The sequence below is a fragment of the Kluyvera ascorbata ATCC 33433 genome (genome assembly GCF_000735365.1).
Taxonomy (GTDB): Bacteria; Pseudomonadota; Gammaproteobacteria; order Enterobacterales; family Enterobacteriaceae; genus Kluyvera; species Kluyvera ascorbata.
In genome coordinates this window covers 19,034-39,645 of sequence record NZ_JMPL01000031.1, presented here as the reverse complement: position 1 = coordinate 39,645, position 20,612 = coordinate 19,034, and the positions used below count along the sequence as shown (strand labels likewise).

The 20,612-nt window shown below is 53.5% G+C and carries 18 protein-coding genes; 8 read left to right on the top strand and 10 right to left on the bottom strand.

Annotation, left to right across the window (positions count from 1 at the left end; genetic code table 11):
- The 7 genes from GKAS_RS10050 to GKAS_RS10020 all read right to left on the bottom strand — a co-directional run.
- Positions 1-348 (bottom strand): ABC transporter ATP-binding protein (locus GKAS_RS10050; protein ID WP_035893994.1); only part of this gene is annotated, 348 nt, incomplete at its 3' end.
- Between the two features lie 12 nt (positions 349-360).
- Complete coding sequence (locus GKAS_RS10045; protein WP_035893992.1) at positions 361-1,263, bottom strand: carbohydrate ABC transporter permease; 903 nt, start codon at positions 1,261-1,263, stop codon at positions 361-363.
- A complete protein-coding gene (locus GKAS_RS10040; RefSeq protein ID WP_035893990.1) occupies positions 1,256-2,146 on the bottom strand; it encodes a carbohydrate ABC transporter permease in 891 nt (296 codons plus the stop codon). The genes GKAS_RS10045 and GKAS_RS10040 overlap by 8 nt, the downstream gene beginning before the upstream one ends.
- Positions 2,147-2,647: 501 nt before the next feature.
- A complete protein-coding gene (locus GKAS_RS10035) occupies positions 2,648-3,289 on the bottom strand; it encodes an N-acetylmuramidase family protein (protein ID WP_115073727.1) in 642 nt (213 codons plus the stop codon).
- Positions 3,290-3,301: 12 nt separating this feature from the next.
- A complete protein-coding gene (locus GKAS_RS10030; RefSeq protein ID WP_156105148.1) occupies positions 3,302-5,599 on the bottom strand; it encodes a hypothetical protein in 2,298 nt (765 codons plus the stop codon).
- A gap of 67 nt (positions 5,600-5,666) precedes the next feature.
- Positions 5,667-6,575, bottom strand: coding sequence for a hypothetical protein (locus GKAS_RS10025; protein ID WP_035893988.1), 909 nt, complete (start codon positions 6,573-6,575; stop codon positions 5,667-5,669).
- Between the two features lie 198 nt (positions 6,576-6,773).
- The gene (locus tag GKAS_RS10020; protein WP_035893987.1) at positions 6,774-7,100 is read right to left on the bottom strand and encodes a cupin domain-containing protein; all 327 of its coding nucleotides are present in this window, start codon (positions 7,098-7,100) and stop codon (positions 6,774-6,776) included.
- Between the two features lie 143 nt (positions 7,101-7,243).
- Between GKAS_RS10020 and GKAS_RS10015 the strand changes: the two genes are divergently transcribed.
- Positions 7,244-7,936: an aspartate/glutamate racemase gene (locus tag GKAS_RS10015; RefSeq protein ID WP_035893986.1), complete on the top strand. Its 693-nt coding sequence runs from the start codon at positions 7,244-7,246 to the stop codon at positions 7,934-7,936.
- Here GKAS_RS10015 and GKAS_RS10010 read toward each other — a convergent pair.
- Positions 7,933-8,859: a LysR family transcriptional regulator gene (locus tag GKAS_RS10010; protein ID WP_035893984.1), complete on the bottom strand. Its 927-nt coding sequence runs from the start codon at positions 8,857-8,859 to the stop codon at positions 7,933-7,935. The genes GKAS_RS10015 and GKAS_RS10010 overlap by 4 nt on opposite strands.
- A gap of 118 nt (positions 8,860-8,977) precedes the next feature.
- On the opposite strand from GKAS_RS10010, the gene lysA reads away from it, so the two are divergent.
- Entirely contained in the window at positions 8,978-10,234 is a 1,257-nt protein-coding gene (gene lysA, locus GKAS_RS10005; protein ID WP_035893982.1) for a diaminopimelate decarboxylase, read from the top strand.
- A 35-nt stretch (positions 10,235-10,269) separates the two neighbouring features.
- Here the strand turns inward: lysA and GKAS_RS10000 are convergent, their stop codons facing one another.
- A complete protein-coding gene (locus tag GKAS_RS10000) occupies positions 10,270-11,280 on the bottom strand; it encodes a LacI family DNA-binding transcriptional regulator (RefSeq protein WP_035893980.1) in 1,011 nt (336 codons plus the stop codon).
- A 302-nt stretch (positions 11,281-11,582) separates the two neighbouring features.
- Between GKAS_RS10000 and GKAS_RS09995 the strand changes: the two genes are divergently transcribed.
- The 4 genes from GKAS_RS09995 to GKAS_RS09980 are packed head-to-tail and all read left to right on the top strand — an operon-like array spanning position 11,583 to position 15,652.
- Positions 11,583-12,920, top strand: a complete 1,338-nt coding sequence (locus GKAS_RS09995) for a PTS sugar transporter subunit IIC (RefSeq protein WP_035893996.1) — start codon at positions 11,583-11,585, stop codon at positions 12,918-12,920.
- A 7-nt stretch (positions 12,921-12,927) separates the two neighbouring features.
- Complete coding sequence (locus GKAS_RS09990; RefSeq protein WP_035893978.1) at positions 12,928-14,355, top strand: glycoside hydrolase family 1 protein; 1,428 nt, start codon at positions 12,928-12,930, stop codon at positions 14,353-14,355.
- Positions 14,356-14,402: 47 nt separating this feature from the next.
- The gene (locus GKAS_RS09985; protein ID WP_035893976.1) at positions 14,403-15,176 is read left to right on the top strand and encodes a GntR family transcriptional regulator; all 774 of its coding nucleotides are present in this window, start codon (positions 14,403-14,405) and stop codon (positions 15,174-15,176) included.
- Complete coding sequence (locus tag GKAS_RS09980; protein ID WP_035893975.1) at positions 15,173-15,652, top strand: GNAT family N-acetyltransferase; 480 nt, start codon at positions 15,173-15,175, stop codon at positions 15,650-15,652. Before GKAS_RS09985 ends, GKAS_RS09980 begins: the two co-directional genes overlap by 4 nt.
- Here the strand turns inward: GKAS_RS09980 and galR are convergent.
- Positions 15,613-16,629 carry an HTH-type transcriptional regulator GalR gene (gene galR, locus GKAS_RS09975; protein ID WP_035893974.1) on the bottom strand — a complete coding sequence of 339 codons (1,017 nt, stop codon included), beginning with the start codon at positions 16,627-16,629 and terminating at the stop codon, positions 15,613-15,615. The two genes, GKAS_RS09980 and galR, sit on opposite strands and share 40 nt — an antisense overlap.
- Before the next feature lie 627 nt (positions 16,630-17,256).
- Here galR and aas point away from each other — a divergent pair.
- Both aas and lplT read left to right on the top strand, forming a co-directional pair.
- The gene (gene aas / locus GKAS_RS09970; RefSeq protein ID WP_035893973.1) at positions 17,257-19,416 is read left to right on the top strand and encodes a bifunctional acyl-ACP--phospholipid O-acyltransferase/long-chain-fatty-acid--ACP ligase; all 2,160 of its coding nucleotides are present in this window, start codon (positions 17,257-17,259) and stop codon (positions 19,414-19,416) included.
- Positions 19,409-20,602 (top strand): lysophospholipid transporter LplT, encoded by a 1,194-nt coding sequence (gene lplT / locus GKAS_RS09965; RefSeq protein ID WP_035893971.1) that lies wholly within the window; start codon positions 19,409-19,411, stop codon positions 20,600-20,602. The genes aas and lplT overlap by 8 nt, the downstream gene beginning before the upstream one ends.
- Positions 20,603-20,612 lie beyond the last annotated feature (10 nt).

Here is a 20,612-nt window from a genome sequence, read left to right as displayed (position 1 = left end):
ATTCACCTGCGCTTCAATCTGATCTTTCGGCAGCTTGCTCAGCTTCAGGCCGAACGCCAGGTTTTCACGAACGGTCATGTGTGGATAGAGCGCGTAGTTCTGGAACACCATCGCAATCCCACGCTCTTTTGGCGCGAGGTTGTTGACGATTTTCTCACCGATACGAACTTCACCGCCGCTGATGGTTTCAAGTCCTGCCAGCATACGCAGGGTGGTGGACTTGGCGCAGCCGGAAGGACCGACGATAACCATGAACTCACCTTCTGCGATTGAAAGGTCGATACCATGTACCGCTTTGAAGCCGTTGGAGTACACTTTTTCCAGTTTGTTGAAAATAACTTCAGCCATGATATATCCCTCTTAACCTTTAATTCCGCTGCTGGTAACGCCCTGTACGAAGTAGCGCTGTGCCAGGAAGAACACAATGATAGATGGCAGAATGGAGATGCTCGCCATTGCCAGAATTTCGTTCCACGGCGCGCCTTCGGTCACGTCGATGGACATTTTCAGTGCCAGTGCAATCGGATACTTATCAACGCTATAGACGTAGATCAGTGGGCCGATAAAGTCGTTCATAGACCACATGAACTGGAACAGTGCGACGGAGATAATCGCCGGCTTCAGAATCGGTACGACCACGTACCACAGCACCTGGATGGAGTTACAGCCGTCAATCTGCGCTGCTTCTTCCATGTCACGTGGCACACCGCGCAGGAACTGAATCAGCATGAAGACGAAGAACCCTTGCGTGGCGAAGGCCAGCGGCAGGTACAGCGGCATGTAGCTGTTCAGCATGCCCATTTCGCGGAACATCAGGTACTGAGGAATCAGCAGTACTGTGCTCGGCAGCAGCATGGTGGTGATGAGCGTGGCGAACCAGAATTTCTTCCATGGAATCTCGAAGCGGGCAAAGCCGTACGCCACGATAGTGGAGGAGATAATGGTCAGGATCACCTTAGGAATGACATACTTGAAGGTGTTCAGCATGTAATGACCGAAGGTGTACTCGGTACCGGTTTTCCAGCCGTTAATGAAACCGTCCCAGGTGGCATGTGCTGGCCACAGGCTCAGCGTGGTGAAGATCTCGTGGTTCGGTTTGAACGACGCCGAGAACATCCATGCCAGCGGGTAAAGCATTAACAGACCGACGATCAGCAGGATGGTGTAGCGAATCCATGCGTTGATCTTCTCGCGACGAAGGGTGCGGGCAACCTCACGCTCTGCGATGGTTCTTGCGTCAGAGATTTGTTGGATATCAGCCATTTTTGCCTCCCTTATCGGCGGAGTAGAACACCCAGTATTTTGAAGACTTAAAGGCGATGCCGGCGAAGACCGCAACGACCAGGAACAGAACCCATGCCAACGCAGCGCCATAGCCCATATCGAAGTACTTGAACGCCGTGTCATAGATGTACAGCGAGAACAGATACGTCGAGTAGGTTGGGCCGCCACCGGTGATGACGTACGGTCCGGTGAACTCCTGGAATGCCTGGGTGGTCTGCATGATGAAGTTGAAGAAGATAACCGGCGTAATCAGCGGCACGGTCACTTTCATAAACATCTGCCATTTAGAGGCGCCATCGATCATCGCGGCTTCGTACTGAGACTGCGGAACGTTTTGCAGGGCCGCCAGGAAAATAACCATCGCGGAGCCGAACTGCCATACGCGCAGCAGGGTAACGGACATCAGCGCCAGTGAAGGCTCGCCCAGCCAGTTGACCGGGTCGAAGCCCAGTACGCCGATAAAGCTATTCAGCAGGCCGTCGATGGCGAACAGCGCACGCCATAAAACGGCGATAGCCACGGAGCTACCGAGGATTGACGGAATATAATAAGCAGTACGGAAGAAGCCGATACCGCGTAATTTAAAGTTAAGAACAAACGCAATCCCTAACGCAAAAGCGAGTTTTAAAGGGATGGTCAAAAATACGTAGGCGAACGTTACACCCATGGATTTCCAGAAGAGCGTGTCTTCTGTAAACATGTAGCGATAGTTTTCAATGCCGTTAAATACCGGCGGGCTCATCAAGTCATACTCAGTAAAACTGAGGAAGAAAGATGAAACGAACGGGAAGGCCGTGAAGATTATCAACCCAATGATATAGGGTGAAATCCAGGCCAATCCCAACATTCTGTTTTCATTCATACATACCTACCTGGCGAACAAGTGTGTCAAACGGATTGGGTGTCTGTTACATCCCCTGCGCCTGCTGGCGCCCGGGCGTTAAAGTCTTAGCTTGTTATAAGTCATGCAGCCTTTCCCTGTAAGTAGATATAATTCAGTGTGTTAAGTGCTATCCGTCGTTGGTTTTTGTCGCGTTTTAAAAACTCACTCTCTAGAAGGTCTTTTTTATAAAACGCCGTTTTAAATTTATTTTATTGCGATTTGTTTCTGCGTCATTCGATTAATGATGAAAGTGTGATCGGAGTCGAAACGATGTTTCATTATAGTGATGTTGATGGCGTTTTTGCCGGTAGAGCGGGGGTTTTACGACGATCTGGTATGGAAGTTGGTGACCTGGTTGGTATAAAAAATATATAATTAACTATTAAAATGATTAACGAACTAATCTTTTGATGTGTATGTAAAATATAAAGCCTCAACTAAAAAGATGAGGCTTCAGGTAGGGGCGAATTAATTATTCCATCAGCTTGCTTGCTGCATTCTCAGGCATTGCTGATAGGCGTTAGCCATTTTTATATCATAGTGATTTTGTGCGTATCCGGGGCCGTTGTAGCGTCTGGCAAAGCTGACCCAGTCTTTATTTTGCAAATAAAGATGAAGATTATTCGCCACCATTAATTGGCAAAGGGCTTCCAACTGCTCGTGGTTGCCGCGGCTTTGCGCCGTGACAAAATCCTCCACTGAGCGAAATCCGCATAAGGCAAAATTAAACCCCATGATCTGGAATGCTCCCCATGACGTGGAGCATAGCGCCGCTTCACGGTGGAGGCTCATTGCCGTCTCGAGCCGGGCATGTTCTTTCTCTCCCCCCAGATAGTGCATTGCCGTCCATTGCCGATAAAGAATGGTGGGAAAACTGGCTGCCAGAATCTCGGGTTGATAGCGACGTTTTGCTAGCTCGCGCCAGAAAATATGTCCTTCAAATAAGATCTTTGGCTTTCCGGAAGGGAGAAAACCCTGTCCTGACGACTCCACGGTACAAACTGCCTGTAGCGCACAGGGCTCGATCTGTAGCCGTTTGGCGGCAGCGACAATCTCCTTCCAGCCAATCTTTTCCCGGTTAGACCCGTGGTCCAGAGAGGCTGATTCTTCATCTAACATCATGCTATTCCTCCGTTACTCGCTGGTTTCGGTCCTCGGGAGGTGCATTTGTAAGGCATCCCGGTTATAGGTTTTGTTGTAGTCGTCGAGCATAGACTGGAAGTTTTTAATAAAATCCAGGATGGAAATATAGTCGTTGTTGGCGTTGCGTCCTTCGCTGAGGGTCCTGCTTTCGTCCGGCGGCGTCGCCTCCAGGTAATAGCCAAGAATTTGCGGGCTGGTAAAGCGCACGGTGACGCTGTTGGCCGTAGAGCTGGCGCGCGAGTTGCTGCGCGCGGAACTGGACGATGATGATGAACTGCCGCCAAAGATAAAGAAGCCACCGCCGCTTGCGGAGTGATCTTCAACGCTCTGGGCAAAGCTGCTCGACATTGCATTGTTAGATGAAAATTTGATGGTGACGTCGCGAGCGATGATAAATGCCACTGGGAAGCACGGGAAGACACATTCGTTCATGGCATTAAAACGCGCGTCCTGGAACGGCTTACCTTTTTGGTCCGGGGCGATTTTTTTGCTGGACGTGTTGTACATATCTTTGGTGAGCAGGAATACGCCGGGGTTAAACCATTCCCGGCTGATGCTAACCTTCGCAATCGACATCCCTATCTGAATTTTGACATCCTGGGACTTCATTGTGCTGTTGTCCACAGACTCCCGGTGCGACCGACTGCTGCTGTAGCCGCCAAAGAAGAAGGATGAACGACATGAGGATGCGGAGGCCGAGCTGGCACTACTGGAGCTTTGCTCAACGGAAGCCATCGTTGATTGGATAATGACCTGGGTAAAGCGCTCGGGAACGGCGTTTGGCGTGACGTCACTGTCAATAGCGCCTTCCGCTTTGATGTTCTTCTGCATGACTGATGCCAGAGCAATATGTTGCCGTACTTCGGTAATATCGTTCTCGGTTCGGGCGAGCTGCGTTTGCAGCGGTAACAGCATTTGCTTGTACTGGAGCAAGTTATTTTGCTGGAAATACTCCAGCGCGCTGTCCGTTGCGCTTTGGGCTGCCGCGATTAAGTTATCCTGGGCCTCCATGCATTTGTTGGCGCTATTTATTAATGCGCCGATGATTTTGCCTGCGTCGTCAGGCTTGATGCCGGGGACTCTGGAAAGGGTGTTTTCCCCTTTATCCTTTTCATTGGATCGACCGACAATATCGACAACCAGCTTGAGCGTGTCATTGGTGATATTTTTATAGGTATCACCGAGAGCCGTCCTGGCCGCAGCAAGTGCATCGTCTGCCGCCTTCTGTTTCTCCTTGAGGTTAGCGAGTATCGCCTGGTCAGGAAGAATTTTTAGGAACGAGTCTAGCGTCATGGAGATATTGCTGCGCTGCACCAACAGCACGGACAGCTGCTGCGCCAGCGCTGCTGGGCTTTCTAACAGGTCGATAGGAGTGAACGACGTATCGAGTAGGTCGAACCAGTTTTCCGGATACAGCGTGACCGGGTAGACATAGCCACCGTCGGGGTTGAGCTTTTGTACATTGGCCAGCGTTTGCCGGGCCTCGGCGATTTCGCGCCCTGAGCCGCTATCGAGGATCCCGGTGATAATCTCCATATCGCCCGGTGAGAAAACGTTGAGCACTTTACCCAGCTTCTCCTGTACCTTCAGTAGCTGAGATTCGGCGGTGGTCTCATACCAGTCGAGATAGTCGTTTTGTTTGCTGCGATTATTTTCCTTCGTATCACCGGGATATCTGGCCTCCAGTTCCGCCTTTTTATCTAGTTGAACTTTAGCCCAGGCCTGCTTGGCATCAACGTATTCGCTGTACAGGCGGTAGAAGACCTGTTGTAGCGTGAAGCCGGTGGTTAACCCGTCGCCAAAATTATACGGATAGGGAGTCATCAGGACTTTACGCAGCTTGGATTTTGCGTCGAACAACTTGCCGTTAAGCTGCGGTGTCAGCATATCCAGCGCGCTTTTATACTGGGTTTGCAGGTGACGACCATTGTCAGAACCGGTCATCGTGCAGGCATCAAATAGGCGGTTAACCAGCTTTGATTCGTTAGCTTCTACTAGCGGTGGCTTCGGTTGATTTTCCTCAATATTGTAACTGTAGAGATTTTTATCAATCTGCATACCGGGAAGGCTCATGCAGAAAAATTGATTGGGGTTATTTCCGCCGATGACTGAGGTGATTTTTTCATAAAGCTGATCGGCAAAACTTGGTATCGTTTCGGCATTATCCAGCGCTGCACTTAACCTTGGGGTAGTTTCGGTTATTGAGATAGTCGTGTTGGTGGTAGTGACCTGTTGGCTTGATTCACTAATATGTGATTGTTGATCATCGGGATGTGTTTCATCAGTCATGATTAATACTCCTGAATAATAAAATAATCGTTAAGTATCTACTGATAAGCGATGTGTCCAATAATAATTAAATTATGACAATTCCAACTGGGGCTAAGTTATTGCAAGTACGCATTAAATCGCCCGGAGAGATAAACATATTATTATTCGACTGCAGTGCAGTCAGCGGTTGATAATTTTTGGCTGCGGTATCAATATTTATTAGCGCGGCGTGAGCTTCGGCAAACTGATAAATAGATTCTGCTAGCGCTTCGGTCATTGAAGGGGTTGGGGGATTGGTATTATCCATAAAAGCATTGTGCAATGCTTCGCATAGCGCTTCGTCGCTGGCGGTTTCCGGCGCGCTGGCCATATCATATTCGCCAAAAATAGGCTGGCGCTGCTTCGTCCAGTCAATGGCTTTATCAAGCAGCGTTTCGCCAAACGCGGAGTCCGTCATAGAGGCGTGGCGGAACTGCAGGCGGAATGGGGCGCCTGCGTCGTCAAAGCATTGAGCGACGAACTGCGAGCACACCATCGGCTGTTTACCTGGCGTCTGATGCTGCTGGATATAGTGTGAAATGGTGGCCGTCAGCTTTTTCAGAATCCGGATTATCACCTGCTGTTTCTGGCTGGTAATGGAGAATTTCTTATACATTAACAGCAGGCCAACCATGTAAAGTCCGGCATGGTCGTAAGGTTCCTGATTATTCAGATGCAGTCTTGCGGCGTCAATTACGGGCAAGAGAGGCGTGGTGCTGGTGTGACGATAAACATGGATAGTACGGCCATGAAAACGTTTTTGTGCCGGGTTTTCAGAAACCTGTGGAGGTGTTTCTTCAATAATCGTTGGCGGAGTGCTATTAAAATAAAGGGCAGCATGACTGACCGGCGCATCGGTCAGGAAAGTGATGGCCCATGAAATAAAACTCTTTTTCTCCGGCGAGAAAAGCAATACGTCTGCGGGACGCAGATCGCTTAGCGATAGCATTTTCATATAAATTCCTTTTCATTCCAATATCTATTAATTGGGAGCGTTTATAGAATAGGCTTAGTTATTTGAAAGGAACTGTGATGGGACTCTTATTTAGCTATCGTAGGAATTAACTAATGTTTGAGGAATTATTAATAGAGGGTATTAAATATAATAAAAACAGCCGCCTGATGTTATCAGCGCAGCTGTTTTTTTATTCATTTATGCTTTAAGGAAATCCTGACGCATCGGCGTAAAGGTATCCAGCAGCGTACCGGCTTTCAGGCAAACGCAGCCGTGCATAATGTTCGGCTGTTTATACAGCGTATCACCCGCACCCACCACGTGCTTTTCGTCACCGATGGTGAATTCGAATTCACCGGATAACACATAGGTCAGCTGCTCGTGCGGGTGGTTGTGCATCGGGCCGATCGCGCCCTGCTCAAAGTTCACCTCAACGGCCATCATTTTGCCATCGTGCGCGAGAATGCGGCGGGTTACGCCATTGCCCAGATCTTCAAGGGTGGTTTCTTTATGAAAAATAAACATCAGGCGGTCCTGTTTGTATGTTGAAACGTTGTTTCATTAAATTTATCTCAGAAACGAACAAAAAGAAATCTATCGCCGCAGATGTGGAAAGTTGATCACAACTTTGGTTCACTGGGAGCACGACGCAAAACAAGGTGAATGACATGAAAACGATGGGTCTTCTGGGCGGAATGAGCTGGGAATCGACGATTCCCTACTATCGCTTGATTAACGAAGGGATAAAGCAGCAGTTAGGCGGCCTGCATTCAGCACAAATTTTGCTGCACAGCGTGGATTTCCATGAGATTGAGCTTTGTCAGTCTCAGGGTGACTGGCAGAAAGCGGGCGATATTCTGGCGCAGGCGGCAGTGGGACTGCAGCAGGCAGGCGCAGAGGGCATTGTGCTCTGTACCAACACTATGCACAAAGTCGCTGAAGCTATCGAAACCGCCTGCGACGTGCCGTTCCTGCATATCGCTGATGCCACCGGCCGCGCCATCAGCCAGAAGAAGATGACCAACGTGGCGCTGCTCGGCACGCGCTACACCATGGAGCAGGATTTCTATCGCGGGCGCTTACAGCAGGAATTTGGCATTACCACGCTGATTCCGGAGCAGGATGCACGGCAGAAAATTAACCAGATTATTTTTGATGAACTGTGTCTGGGGGAGTTCAGCGACGCTTCACGTGATTATTACCTGAGCGTGATTGAAACCCTGGCGCGTCAGGGCGCGGAAGGGGTGATTTTCGGCTGTACCGAGATTGGCCTGTTAGTTCCGGCTGAACTTAGCCCGCTGCCGGTGTTTGATACCGCCGCGATTCACGCGGCGGATGCGGTTGAGTTTATGCTCTCTTAATGTGCGTCCAGTACCGCCTCAAGCGGCGTGGTAATGTGCGACAGGCTCTGCTGTAGATGAGCCATAAATGCCTCTACCAACGCCGAGCGGGGGCGGTGCATCGGGCGAATCAGGCTGACGGTAAACGGGACGTTGATGCTAAAGCGGCGAATGACTACGCCGCTGTTGACGTAGTCGAGCGCCGTCAGCGGGTTGACCACTGAAATACCGACCCCAGCTTTGACCATCGCGCATATTGACGCGGCACTGTGCGTTTCCACGACCATTCTTCTTTTCACCTGATGCTCATTAAACAACGTGTCCAGCAGTTGGCGATAGCTGTCGGTTCGCGACAGGCTGATATAGTTTTCACCTTGAAAATCAGTAGGTGTTAGCACCGTTTTCGCTGACAGCGGGTGATCCTGTGGTAATACGCAGACTTCGTTCAGCGTCAGTAGCGGTATGCGTTCGGTGCCAGCGGGTGTGTGTGTCGTCTCAGTGATGCCCAAATCATGGCGCTGCGCCGACAGCCATTCCTCCAGTAGCGGCGACTCCTGCGGCACTATCTGAATATTGACCTGCGGATAGCGGGCCAAAAACGGCTGCAACAGGGGCGGTAAAAAGGATTGCGAAAAGACCGGCAGGCAAACAATAGACAGCTCGCCCTGACGGAACTCGCGCAGGCTTTCTGCCGCGCTGACGATTCTGTCTAATCCATACCAGGAGCGCTGCACCTCTTCAAACAGCCGTAGCCCTTGAACGGTCGGGTGCAGACGCCCGCGGCTGCGTTCGAACAGCTTAAGCCCGAGTACCTGTTCAAACCGCGCCAACTCGCGGCTGACCGTTGGCTGTGAGGTATGCAGCATTCGGGCCGCTTCCGTCAGGTTTCCCGCCGTCATAATGGCGTGAAAGATTTCGATATGGCGCAGGTTAACGGCTGGCATGGGCATCTCTCAGGTTAAGTATCCATATCATTTTTGCATAGACTCGCGATAAAACGATATTTTTTATTCGCTTCAGGCTGTGGCGTAATCATAAAAAAGATGATTACCGGAGTCTGCTATGCCGCGCCCGCTCAACAATACCGAAACCGACCTCACCGCTGATAACCTGCTGCGCCTGCCTGCTGAATTTGGCTGCCCGGTATGGGTGTACGACGCGCAGATTATCCGCGCCCAAATTGCCAAGCTGCACAAGTTTGACGTGGTGCGATTTGCCCAGAAGGCGTGCTCGAATATCCACATTCTGCGTCTGATGCGTGAGCAGGGCGTGAAGGTGGACTCCGTCTCATTAGGGGAAATTGAGCGTGCGCTGGTGGCGGGTTACGAAGCGGGCAAAGACGAGATTGTTTTTACTGCCGATACCATTGACGACGCGACGCTTGCCCGCGTGCATGAGCTACAAATTCCGGTTAACGCCGGTTCTGTGGATATGCTGGAGCAGCTCGGCCAAATTTCTGCGGGCCATCGCGTATGGCTGCGCGTGAACCCAGGTTTTGGGCACGGCCACAGCCAGAAAACCAATACCGGTGGCGAAAACAGCAAGCACGGCATCTGGTATAGCGATCTCCCTGCGGCGCTTGAGGTCATTCAGCGTTATCAACTGAAGCTAGTGGGCATTCACATGCATATTGGCTCCGGTGTGGATTATGGTCACCTGGAGCAGGTGTGCGGCGCGATGGTTCGTCAGGTGATTGAATTTGGTCAGGATCTGGAAGCTATCTCTGCGGGCGGCGGGTTATCTATTCCGTATCGTGAAGGGGAAGAGGCGATTGATACCGATCACTACTTCGGCCTGTGGAATGCGGCGCGTGAGCAGATTGCTAAACACCTGGGACACCCGGTCAAACTGGAGCTGGAGCCGGGGCGTTTTCTGGTGGCAGAATCCGGCGTGCTGGTTGCGCAGGTACGCAGCGTGAAGGCGATGGGTAGCCGTCACTTTGTGCTTATCGACGCGGGTTTTAACGATCTGATGCGTCCGGCGATGTACGGCAGCTATCATCATATTTCCGCGCTGGCGGGCGATGGTCGTGCGCTGGAAAACGCACCGCAGATTGAAACCGTGGTGGCGGGCCCGCTGTGTGAATCGGGTGACGTCTTTACCCAGCAGGAAGGCGGCAAAGTGGAAACGCGCCTGCTGCCTGCGGTGGTGCCGGGAGATTATCTGGTGCTGCACGATACCGGTGCGTACGGCGCATCAATGTCGTCGAACTACAATAGCCGTCCGCTGCTGCCTGAAGTGCTGTTTGATAATGGCGTGGCGAAGTTGATTCGTCGTCGTCAGACGATTGAAGAGCTGCTGGCGCTGGAGCTTATCTGAGGGAATGCCCGATAAGCGCAGCGCCATCGGGCATGTTATTTGTAAAACGGCCCCGTCGTCACCGAATCGCGCAATACCAGCGTGCCGGTAAACGGCGGGATTGTTTCGATCTCTTCCCCGCTTGCCAGCTTAATCGCCTGATCGATAGCGGTCACGATCATATTATCGATCGGCAGATAAACGGTAGAAAGCCCCGGCTCCAGCCACTTCGCGCTAGGCGCATCATCAAAACCAAACAGTGAAATATCCTGCGGGATCCGTAGCCCCGCCTGATGCAGCGCTTTTGACGCGCCGAGCGCCATATCGTCGTTACAGGCAAAGAGGGCGCTGAACGTCACTTTCTCTTTCAACAGCGCATTGCACATGTCATAGCCGCAGTTCATGGTGGAATCACCGTGCTTCACTTTTGCCGGATCCCACGCAATACCGTTTTGCTCCAGCGCCCGGCGATAGCCCTGTAAACGCGCTTTACCGGTTGGCGTATGGATAGGAACGGTGATACAGGCAATATCCCGATGGCCTTGAGAAATCAGGTATTCCACCGCCTGAAACGCCGCATCCTGTTGTTCGAAGAAGACGCAGCGTTCGCGTGCCTGGCTTACGTCACGGTTAATGACGACCAGCGGCATCGGCGTGCTATTCACCAGCGACATGATAGCCTTTTCGCTCATATGACGAGTGTAGAGGACGATGGCATCGCACTGGCGGTCGGCCAGCATCTGCACCGCCTGCTCCTCGCGTTCGGGAGTATCGTGGCCGTCGGTGACGATAAGCTGTTTGCCCCACGCTTCCGTCTGACGGGAAGCCTGCTGAAGCAGGCGGCCAAAGTAGAAACCATCAAAGGTGGAAACCACCAGGCCAATGCTGTTGCTGGTGCGGTTTGCCAATGAACGCGCCAGAAAGTTAGGGCGATAGCCTAACTCTTCCATTGCTTTGAACACCTGCTGACGGGTGCTCTCTTTAACCTGACCAGTACCATTCAGCACGCGAGAAACTGTCGCTTTCGAGACGCCTGCGCGTATTGATACATCCAGCATTGTTGCCATTGTTAATCCCTGAGACTTCGTGATGACCCGCAGTTTATCACAGACATTCATCGGTGATATGAACTCCACTGCGGCTAAAAAACCTATCGCGATCACGCTTTTGCAGTTAATCGTCGTAAAAAACGCGTCTCAATCATGTGGTATACCAATAACCCTACTGTTTTTGTTTTTGGAATACCAAATTAGAGGTTGGGAGTTAACTCACAGAACTTTTCAGCGATGATGATTATTTTTGGCATACCAAAAGGTGTTTGGCTGTACACCGAATGCGCGATAAAGCCCTTAAACTTGAGGTACTTTCTATGGCATTGCAGGACAAATTGATCGATTCGCTGGGGAGTTTCGCCACGAAATTCAACAGCTATCGCTATATCATGGCGATCAAACACGCCTTTATTACGCTGATGCCGGTGATTATCGTCGGCGCCTTCTCCGTCTTGATCTCCAACATGGTGCTGGATCCAAAAAATGGCCTTGCCAGCTTCCAGTCTCTATCGTTCCTGGCGGCACTTAAGCCAATTACCGGCGCAATCAACTATGCGACGCTGAACTTTCTCAACATTGGCGCGGTGTTTCTTATCGGTATCGAGCTGGGGCGCATCAACGGCATAAAGACCCTGTTCCCCGGCCTGCTGGCGGTGATCTGCTTTATCTGCGTCACGCCGACCACCGTACAGATGATGGTTGATGGTCAGATGCATGAGGTAAAAGATGTGCTGCTGCGCCAGTTTTCCGATACCCGCAGCCTGTTCCTCGGCATGTTCATCGCCATTCTGTCCGTCGAGATCTACAGCTGGCTGGAAACGCGCAACGGGCTGAAGATCAAAATGCCGGACACCGTACCGCCAAACGTCGCCGCCTCGTTTTCTGCGCTGATCCCGGCGATCATCACCGTTACCGCGATCGCCACCTTCGGTTTTATCTTCCATCAGTTGACCGGCATGTACCTGTACGATGCGGTGTACCAGGTTGTGCAGCAGCCGCTGGAGCGGGTAATGCAGAGCTTACCGGGGATCTTGCTGCTGATGTTTGTAGCGCAGATTTTCTGGGTGATTGGGATTCACGGCAACCAGATGATCAAACCCATTCGCGAACCGCTGCTGCTGGGGGCGATTACCGTCAACATGAGTGCGTTTGAGCAGGGTAAAGAGGTGCCGAATATCATCACCATGCCGTTCTGGGATGTGTACATGAGCATCGGTGGTTCGGGCCTGACCATCGGACTGTTGATTGCGGTGATGATCGCCACCAAGCGCAAAGAGATGAAAGAGATCGCCAAGCTGTCGATTGGCCCTGGGCTCTTTAACATCAATGAGCCGGTGATCTTCGGGATGCCTATCATGCTTAACCCGATCCTCGCCATTCCGTTCATCATCACCCCGCTGGTCACCGGCAGCATCGGCTACTTCGCCACCGTCACCGGTTTTGCCGGAAAAGCGGTGGTGATGGTGCCGTGGACGACACCGCCTTTGATCAACGCCTGGCTTTCCACCGCCGGGTCGATGGGCGCGGTGGTGACGCAGCTTATTTGTATTGTGGTGGCGGTGCTTATCTATCTGCCGTTCGTCAAAATCGCGTCCCGCCGCGCCGAGATTTCCGAGCGCCTGGCGGAAAAAACACCGGCTACCGAAAACTTTTGAGGATGCTATGAGCATAAAACGGATGACCATTCCCGATGACTTTATTCTCGGGGCTGCCGCTTCGGCCTGGCAAACGGAAGGCTGGAGTGGGAAGAAACCGGGGCAGGATTCCTGGCCCGATCTCTGGTACAAGAACGATCGCCACGTCTGGCACAACGGCTACGGCCCGGCTGTTGCCACCGATTTTATCAACCGCTTTCGTGAAGACGTGCAGTTGATGAAGCTGGCGGGCTTAACCCACTACCGTACCTCGATTAACTGGTCGCGCTTTTTAACCGACTACGAGGCGGTCACGGTGGATGAAGAGTATGCCGCCTATTACGACCAGCTTTTTGATGAACTGCTGGTCAACGGTATCGAGCCGATGATCTGTCTTGAGCACTATGAGCTGCCGGGCTACCTACTGGAACAGTACGGCGGCTGGGGCTCGAAAAAGGTGGTCGAGCTCTACGTGCGCTACGTTGAGCAGGTGTTTGCCCGCTATCACCACAAGGTTACGCGCTGGTTTACCTTTAACGAGCCGATTGTGGTGCAGACCCGCGTCTATCTGGACGCGCTGCGCTGGCCGTATGAACAAAATACGGGGAAATGGATGCAGTGGAACCACCACAAGGTGCTGGCCACGGCGAAAGTGGTGAAGCTGTTCCGCGAGAAAGGCTACCCGGGAACCGTTGGCTGCATTCTCAACCCTGAGGTGACCTATCCGCGTTCTCATGCCGCTCACGACCAGCGTGCAGCCGAGGTGTATGACCTGTTCTACAACCGCGTATTCCTCGACCCGCTGGTGCACGGTACATATCCTGCTGAGCTTTTCACGCTGCTGGAGAAACACGCGGTTACCTGGGACTACCACGCCGATGAGCTGGCGATTATCCGCGACAACACGGTCGATGAGCTGGGCATTAACCTCTATTACCCGCACAGGGTAAAAGCGCCGTCGCGTGCCTGGCACCCGGACACGCCGTTCCATCCGGCCTGGTACTACGAACCGTTTGAACTGCCGGGTCGTAAGATGAACAACTCGCGCGGTTGGGAAATCTACCCGCAGATTGTCTACGACATGGCGATGCGTATCAAAAACGACTACCGCAATATTCCATGGTTTGTCGCTGAAAGCGGTATGGGCGTGGAAAATGAAGGTCAGTTCCGTAACGCCGACGGCGTGATTGCCGATGACTACCGCATCCGTTTTATCAGCGAGCATCTGTGGCAGACGCTGCGGGCGAAAGAAGACGGGGCTAACTGCCATGGCTATATGCTGTGGGCTTTTACCGACAACGTCTCGCCGATGAACGCCTTTAAAAATCGCTATGGGCTGATTGAAATCGACCTCAATAACGACCGTGCGCGGCGGCCAAAAGCCTCAGCTAACTGGTTCCGGCAGCTACGGGACAGCCGCGAGCTGGTGGTGGATATCGATGATGAATGGCGCTAATTTTTGCTAAGATAGCGCCGATATTCGCATAACGTACAGGTGATATTGTGGAGAAGGCTACCGTTCCGCCGGAAAAGAAACCCTATCAGGAGATTGGCGATGATTTGCGCGCTCAGATTATGCAGGGTCGCTATCCCGTCGGGTCGCGCCTGCCGCCAGAACGCAATATCGCCGAAACCTACGGCGTCAGCCGCACCATCGTGCGTGAAGCGCTGTTGATGCTGGAACTTCAGGGAACGGTGGATATCCGCCAGGGGTCCGGCGTATACGTGATGCGCATTCCACAGGAGTGCGACGGTGAGGAAGAGCGGATGCTAAGCAGCGACGTTGGCCCGTTTGAAATTCTGCAGGCCCGCCAACTGCTGGAGAGCAACATTGCCGCCTTCGCCGCGAAGATGGCAACCCGCGCGGATATCGATAACCTCAAACAGATTATCGAGCAAGAACAACGGGCTATTGCGCTGAATGATACCAGCCAGGACAATGGCCGCCTATTCCATCTGGTGCTGGCGGGAGCCACGCAAAACCAAATGTTACTGTCGACTATTGAACGCGTCTGGATCCAGATGGACAGCAGCCCGCTGTGGCAACAGTTCAATGCCCATATTGCTAGCCGTACCTACCGGCTGAAGTGGCTTGGAGACCGACAGACCATCCTGGCCGCGCTGCGTCGCCGTGATGTGATGGGGGCCTGGCAGGCGATGGGGCAACATCTTGAGAACGTCAAAAATAGCCTGATGGAACTGTCTGACGAAGACGCGCCGGATTTTGACGGTTATCTGTTTGAATCTGTGTCTATCTTCCAGGGAAAAGTAATGTGACCATCCTGCCGCTGCATGACTGTCCGCACTTCGCCGGTCAGGTGACCGACTGGCTGTGGCACGCTTTTGGTGGTGGGAGTCTGTCACGCGCCTTTTTTGCCAGCATCATCGAACACAGCCAGATCCCTGGCACACTGCCGCTTACCTTTATTGCCGTTGAAGATGAGAAAGTGGTGGGGACCGTAGGCCTATGGCGCTGCGATTTAATTAGCCGTCAGGATTTATGGCCGTGGATGGCGGCGCTGTATGTCACGCCTGAATCGCGCGGCTGTGGCCTGGCGGGGCAGCTTCAGCGCCACGTGATGACCTATGCCGCACGGCAGGGGTTTACGCAGCTGCACCTCTATTCGGCTTGCCGGGATTTTTATGAGCGCTTCGGTTGGCAGTACATCGGCGATGCCCTGGATTACCCGGACACCACCGTACACCTTTATCGCTACGACTTAACGTCTTCCGCCGGTGAGCTCACCGAGTGACGGCGCACCAGCGTCGGGCTGAACAGATGGGTGATATCCGGCAGCGGGCGCTTTTCTGCCAGCGCCAGCGCCAGCTCCGCCGCCTGAGTGGCCATGGTGACAATCGGGTAGCGGATGGTGGTCAAGCGCGGACGCACGTAGCGGGAAACCAACACATCATCGAAGCCAATCAGCGAAATTTCCTGCGGTACGTCGATACCGTTATCGTTGAGCACGCCCATCGCGCCAGCGGCCATCGAATCGTTGTAGCAGGCCACCGCGGTAAATTGCTTGCCGCGGCCTAACAGTTCGGTCATCGCCTGTTCACCGCCGCTCTCGTCCGGTTCGGCGAAGGTCACCAGCCGCTCATTGCACGGCAGGCCGCTCTCTTTCAGGGCATCGTAGTAGCCCTGTAAACGATCCTCCGCATCCGAAATCGTATGGTTCGAGCAAATATAGCCGATGCGGGTATGACCTTGCTGAATCAGATGGCGGGTGGCGAGCCAGGCGCCGTAACGGTCATCCAGCGCCACGCAGCGCTTTTCAAAGCCGGGCAGAATGCGGTTTATCAGTACCATGCCGGGGATCTGCTTCATTAAATCAGCCAGTTCGGCATCGGGGATGAGCTTGGCGTGCACGACCAGCGCCGCACAGCGATGGCGGATAAGCTGCTCAATGGCCTGACGTTCTTTGGTTTCGTTATGATAGCCGTTGCCGATCAGTAAAAAATTGCCGGTGTTATAGGCCACCTGCTCCACGGCTTTGACCATGGCGCCGAAAAAGGGATCGGACACATCGCCCACCACCAGGCCGACGGTTTCGGTCGACTGCTGGGCCAGCGCACGCGCGTTGGCGTTGGGATGATAGCTTAGCGTTTCCATAGCGGCGGAGACCGCCTGGCGCGAGGCATCGCTGGCTTTAGGGGAGTTGTTGATGACGCGGGATACGGTGGCGACGGAGACGCCTGCAAGCCGGGCCACATCTTTTATTGTCGCCATAATATGCCTTAATCAAAAATTCTGAGGGTAAACGCTTACACCACAACAGTGTTACGGAAATCCCCGTGCTATTCAAGGATGGCGGTGTGGTGAATTGCACAATTATGATGCAGAAGTGACATTACCAGGAAAAGTGACACCGCGCTGTGCGAAACCCTGCAACGAAACGCGAGAATTCAAACGTTTGCTTACACTTTGCGAAATGCTGTTGCGAATGTCTGCTGGAGAACGCGTTAGGCGACTTGCTAATCTGATTATCCCAGAGGTATTGATAGGTGAAGTCGCCCCACAAGGTTGACCACTTGATTACACCAACCTGCGCAGATGCGCAGGTTTTTTTTTGCTTCGCGCCCGCCTGTTACAGTTCCCGACAATCGCAATACCTCGTTTCATTTGCGCTTATTCTCTTGCGCTTTTCCGCTGGTTGCGGGGTGTGGAGGGCGCGACAATAGCAGTCCCAGAGGTATTGATTGGTGAATGTTTCATGGTACGCCTTGCGTACTTCATCACTTACACCGACCTGCGCAGATGCGCAGGTTTTTTTTTGCCTGACTTTCGTCCCGGACTGCTTTTCCACAGTTTTCTCGTGTAACCTTCAATGACAAAACTATGGCAAAAGGAGTTTGTATGCTTCTCTGTTTTTTCCGACAGCTATTTAAGGTGCTCTTCCGGGTCAGGATGACGGGAAACACCGAGGCGCTGAGCCAGCCAAAGGTGCTGATTACGCCAAACCACGTCTCATTTCTTGATGGTATTCTGCTGGCGTTATTTCTCCCCGTTCGCCCGGTTTTTGCCGTCTACACCTCAATTTCGCAAAAATGGTTTATGCGGTGGCTGACGCCCATTATCGATTTTGTGCCGCTTGATCCCACTAAACCGATGTCAATCAAGCATCTGGTGCGCCTGATTGAACAAGGCCGCCCGGTAGTGATATTCCCGGAAGGGCGTATTTCGGTATCCGGCTCGCTGATGAAGATTTATGACGGCGCGGCCTTTGTGGCGGCGAAGTCTGGCGCGACGATTATTCCGGTACGCATTGAAGGCGCGGAGCTGACTCACTTTAGTCGCCTGAAGGGGCTGGTGAAGCAGCGCCTGTTCCCACGCATCTCGCTGCATCTGCTGCCGCCAACGACACTGCCGATGCCGGAAGCGCCGCGCGCGCGCGACCGGCGCAAAATCGCCGGCGAAATGCTGCACCAGATTATGATGGAAGCGCGCATGGCGGTGCGTCCGCGCGAAACCCTGTATGAATCTTTGCTCACGGCAATGCATCGTTACGGCGAGAAAAAACCGTGCGTGGAAGACATTAACTTCCAGCCGGATAGCTACCGCAAGCTGCTGACCAAAACGCTGTTTGTGGCGCGAATTCTGGAGAAATACAGCAAACAGGGTGAAAAGATTGGCCTGATGCTGCCGAATGCGGGCATCAGCGCGGCGGTTATTTTCGGCGCTATCGCTCGTGGGCGTATTCCGGCCATGATGAACTACACCGCCGGAGTCAAAGGGCTCACCAGTGCGATTACCGCCGCGCAAATTGGCACCATTTTTACCTCCCGCACTTTCCTTGATAAAGGCAAGCTCTGGCACCTGACCGAGCAGCTCACCCAGGTTCGCTGGGTGTTTCTCGAAGATTTAAAAGGGGATGTCACCACCGCCGATAAGCTGTGGATCTTCTCTCGCGTGCTGATGCCACGTCTGGCGCAGGTTGCGCAGAAGCCGGAAGACCCGGCAATTATTCTCTTTACCTCGGGTTCTGAAGGCCATCCGAAAGGGGTGGTACACAGCCATAAAAGCATTCTGGCAAACGTCGAGCAGATTAAAACCATCGCCGACTTCACCGCCAACGACCGCTTTATGTCGGCGCTGCCGCTGTTCCACTCCTTCGGCCTGACGGTGGGGCTGTTCACGCCGCTGTTGACCGGCGCGCAGGTGTTCCTCTACCCAAGCCCACTGCATTATCGCGTGGTGCCGGAGCTGGTCTATGACCGCAACTGCACCGTGCTGTTTGGTACATCTACCTTCTTAGCCAACTACGCGCGCTTCGCCAACCCGTATGATTTCTATCGTCTGCGCTATGTCGTGGCAGGCGCGGAAAAACTGCAGCAGAGCACCAAAGAACTTTGGCAGGACAAATTTGGCCTGCGAATTCTTGAAGGTTACGGCGTGACCGAGTGCGCACCGGTGGTTTCCATCAACGTGCCGATGGCGGCCAAGCCGGGCACGGTGGGGCGTATTCTGCCGGGCATGGATGCGCGTTTGCTGGAGGTGCCGGGCATTGAGCAGGGCGGCCGTCTGCAATTGAAGGGGCCGAACATCATGGCGGGCTATCTGCGCGTTGAAAATCCGGGCGTGCTGGAAGTGCCGACGGCGGAGAATCAGCACGGCGAACTGGAAACCGGCTGGTATGACACCGGTGACATTGTCGCGTTTGATGCGCAGGGCTTTGTGCAAATTCAGGGCCGCGCGAAGCGTTTTGCCAAAATTGCCGGCGAAATGGTCTCGCTAGAGATTGTTGAGCAGCTAGCACTGGGCGTATCGCCTGAGAAGATGCATGCTACCGCGGTGAAAACCGACGCCAGCAAAGGCGAGGCGCTGGTGCTGTTTACCACCGATAATGAACTGACCCGCGACAAGCTATTGCAGTATGCGCGGGCCCATGGCGTACCGGAGCTGGCTGTGCCCCGCGATATTCGCTGGCTTAAACAGCTGCCGCTGCTTGGCAGCGGTAAACCGGATTTCGTCACCCTGAAGAGCATGGTTGCAGAGACGGAACATCCGAATGAGTGAGTCAGTACACACTAACAACTCCCTGCTGTCGAAAGGCATGATGGCGGTCATTGTCGCCCAGTTCCTTTCGGCGTTTGGCGATAACGCGCTGCTGTTTGCCGTGCTGGCGCTCATGAAGCAGCAGTTTTATCCCGAGTGGAGCCAGCCGGTGCTGCAAATGGTGTTTGTGGGCGCTTACATCATCTTTGCCCCGTTTGTCGGCCAGGTGGCGGATAGCTTTGGCAAAGGCCGGGTGATGATGTTCGCCAACAGCCTGAAGTTGATTGGTGCGGCAACAATTTGCGCAGGTATGAACCCGTTTATCGGCTACACGCTGGTGGGGATTGGCGCAGCCTCCTACTCGCCAGCGAAGTACGGCATCCTGGGTGAAATCACCACTGGCGATAAGCTGGTGAAAGCGAACGGTCTGATGGAAGCCTCCACCATTGCCGCCATCCTGATTGGCTCGGTGGCCGGTGGCGTGGTGGCTGACTGGAGTGTGGTGGGTGCGCTGGCGCTTTGTGCCGTGGTGTATGGCGGTGCGGTGGTTGCCAACATTTTCATTCCCAAATTACCGGCGGCCCGTCCCGGGCAGTCCTGGCGTTTTGGCCCAATGACCCGCAGCTTCTTCAATGCCTGCAACGTACTGTGGCATAACGGTGAAACGCGTTTCTCACTGCTCGGCACCAGTATGTTCTGGGGAGCCGGAGTGACACTGCGTTTCCTGCTGGTGCTGTGGGTGCCGGTGGCATTGGGGATTACCGATAACGCGACGCCGACCTATCTGAATGCGATGGTCGCCGTCGGGATTGTGGTTGGCGCGGGGGCGGCGGCAAAGCTGGTGACGCTTGAAACCGTGGCACGCTGTATGCCTGCCGGGGTGTTGATTGGCGTGGTTGTTGCCATTTTTGCGTTCCAGCAGGCGCTGCTGCCAGCGTACGTACTTCTATTTATCATCGGTATCTGCGGCGGCTTCTTCGTGGTGCCGCTCAATGCGCTGCTGCAGGACCGCGGCAAACAGACCGTGGGTTCAGGTAATGCGATCGCGGTACAAAACCTCGGTGAAAACAGCGCGATGCTGATTATGCTGGGGCTCTATTCGCTGGCGGTGGCGGTGAATATTCCGGTGGTCGGCGTGGGGATTGGCTTTGGCGTGCTGTTTGCGCTGGCAATTCTCGCGCTGTGGCTGTGGGGTAAACGCCGCTGATGTGAGCCCG

Bases quoted from the DNA above. Each gene is read 5' to 3' on its own strand.
- GKAS_RS09990 (WP_035893978.1), top strand. From the start codon at position 12,928: ATGAGCATAAAACGGATGACCATTCCCGATGACTTTATTCTCGGGGCT.
- GKAS_RS10040 (WP_035893990.1), bottom strand. From the start codon at position 2,146: ATGAATGAAAACAGAATGTTGGGATTGGCCTGGATTTCACCCTATATC.
- GKAS_RS09995 (WP_035893996.1), top strand. From the start codon at position 11,583: ATGGCATTGCAGGACAAATTGATCGATTCGCTGGGGAGTTTCGCCACG.
- GKAS_RS10025 (WP_035893988.1), bottom strand. From the start codon at position 6,575: ATGAAAATGCTATCGCTAAGCGATCTGCGTCCCGCAGACGTATTGCTT.
- GKAS_RS10000 (WP_035893980.1), bottom strand. From the start codon at position 11,280: ATGGCAACAATGCTGGATGTATCAATACGCGCAGGCGTCTCGAAAGCG.
- GKAS_RS10020 (WP_035893987.1), bottom strand. From the start codon at position 7,100: ATGTTTATTTTTCATAAAGAAACCACCCTTGAAGATCTGGGCAATGGC.
- GKAS_RS10010 (WP_035893984.1), bottom strand. From the start codon at position 8,859: ATGCCAGCCGTTAACCTGCGCCATATCGAAATCTTTCACGCCATTATG.
- lplT (WP_035893971.1), top strand. From the start codon at position 19,409: ATGAGTGAGTCAGTACACACTAACAACTCCCTGCTGTCGAAAGGCATG.
- GKAS_RS10035 (WP_115073727.1), bottom strand. From the start codon at position 3,289: ATGATGTTAGATGAAGAATCAGCCTCTCTGGACCACGGGTCTAACCGG.
- lysA (WP_035893982.1), top strand. From the start codon at position 8,978: ATGCCGCGCCCGCTCAACAATACCGAAACCGACCTCACCGCTGATAAC.
- galR (WP_035893974.1), bottom strand. From the start codon at position 16,629: ATGGCGACAATAAAAGATGTGGCCCGGCTTGCAGGCGTCTCCGTCGCC.
- GKAS_RS10030 (WP_156105148.1), bottom strand. From the start codon at position 5,599: ATGACTGATGAAACACATCCCGATGATCAACAATCACATATTAGTGAA.
- GKAS_RS10015 (WP_035893986.1), top strand. From the start codon at position 7,244: ATGAAAACGATGGGTCTTCTGGGCGGAATGAGCTGGGAATCGACGATT.
- aas (WP_035893973.1), top strand. From the start codon at position 17,257: ATGCTTCTCTGTTTTTTCCGACAGCTATTTAAGGTGCTCTTCCGGGTC.
- GKAS_RS10045 (WP_035893992.1), bottom strand. From the start codon at position 1,263: ATGGCTGATATCCAACAAATCTCTGACGCAAGAACCATCGCAGAGCGT.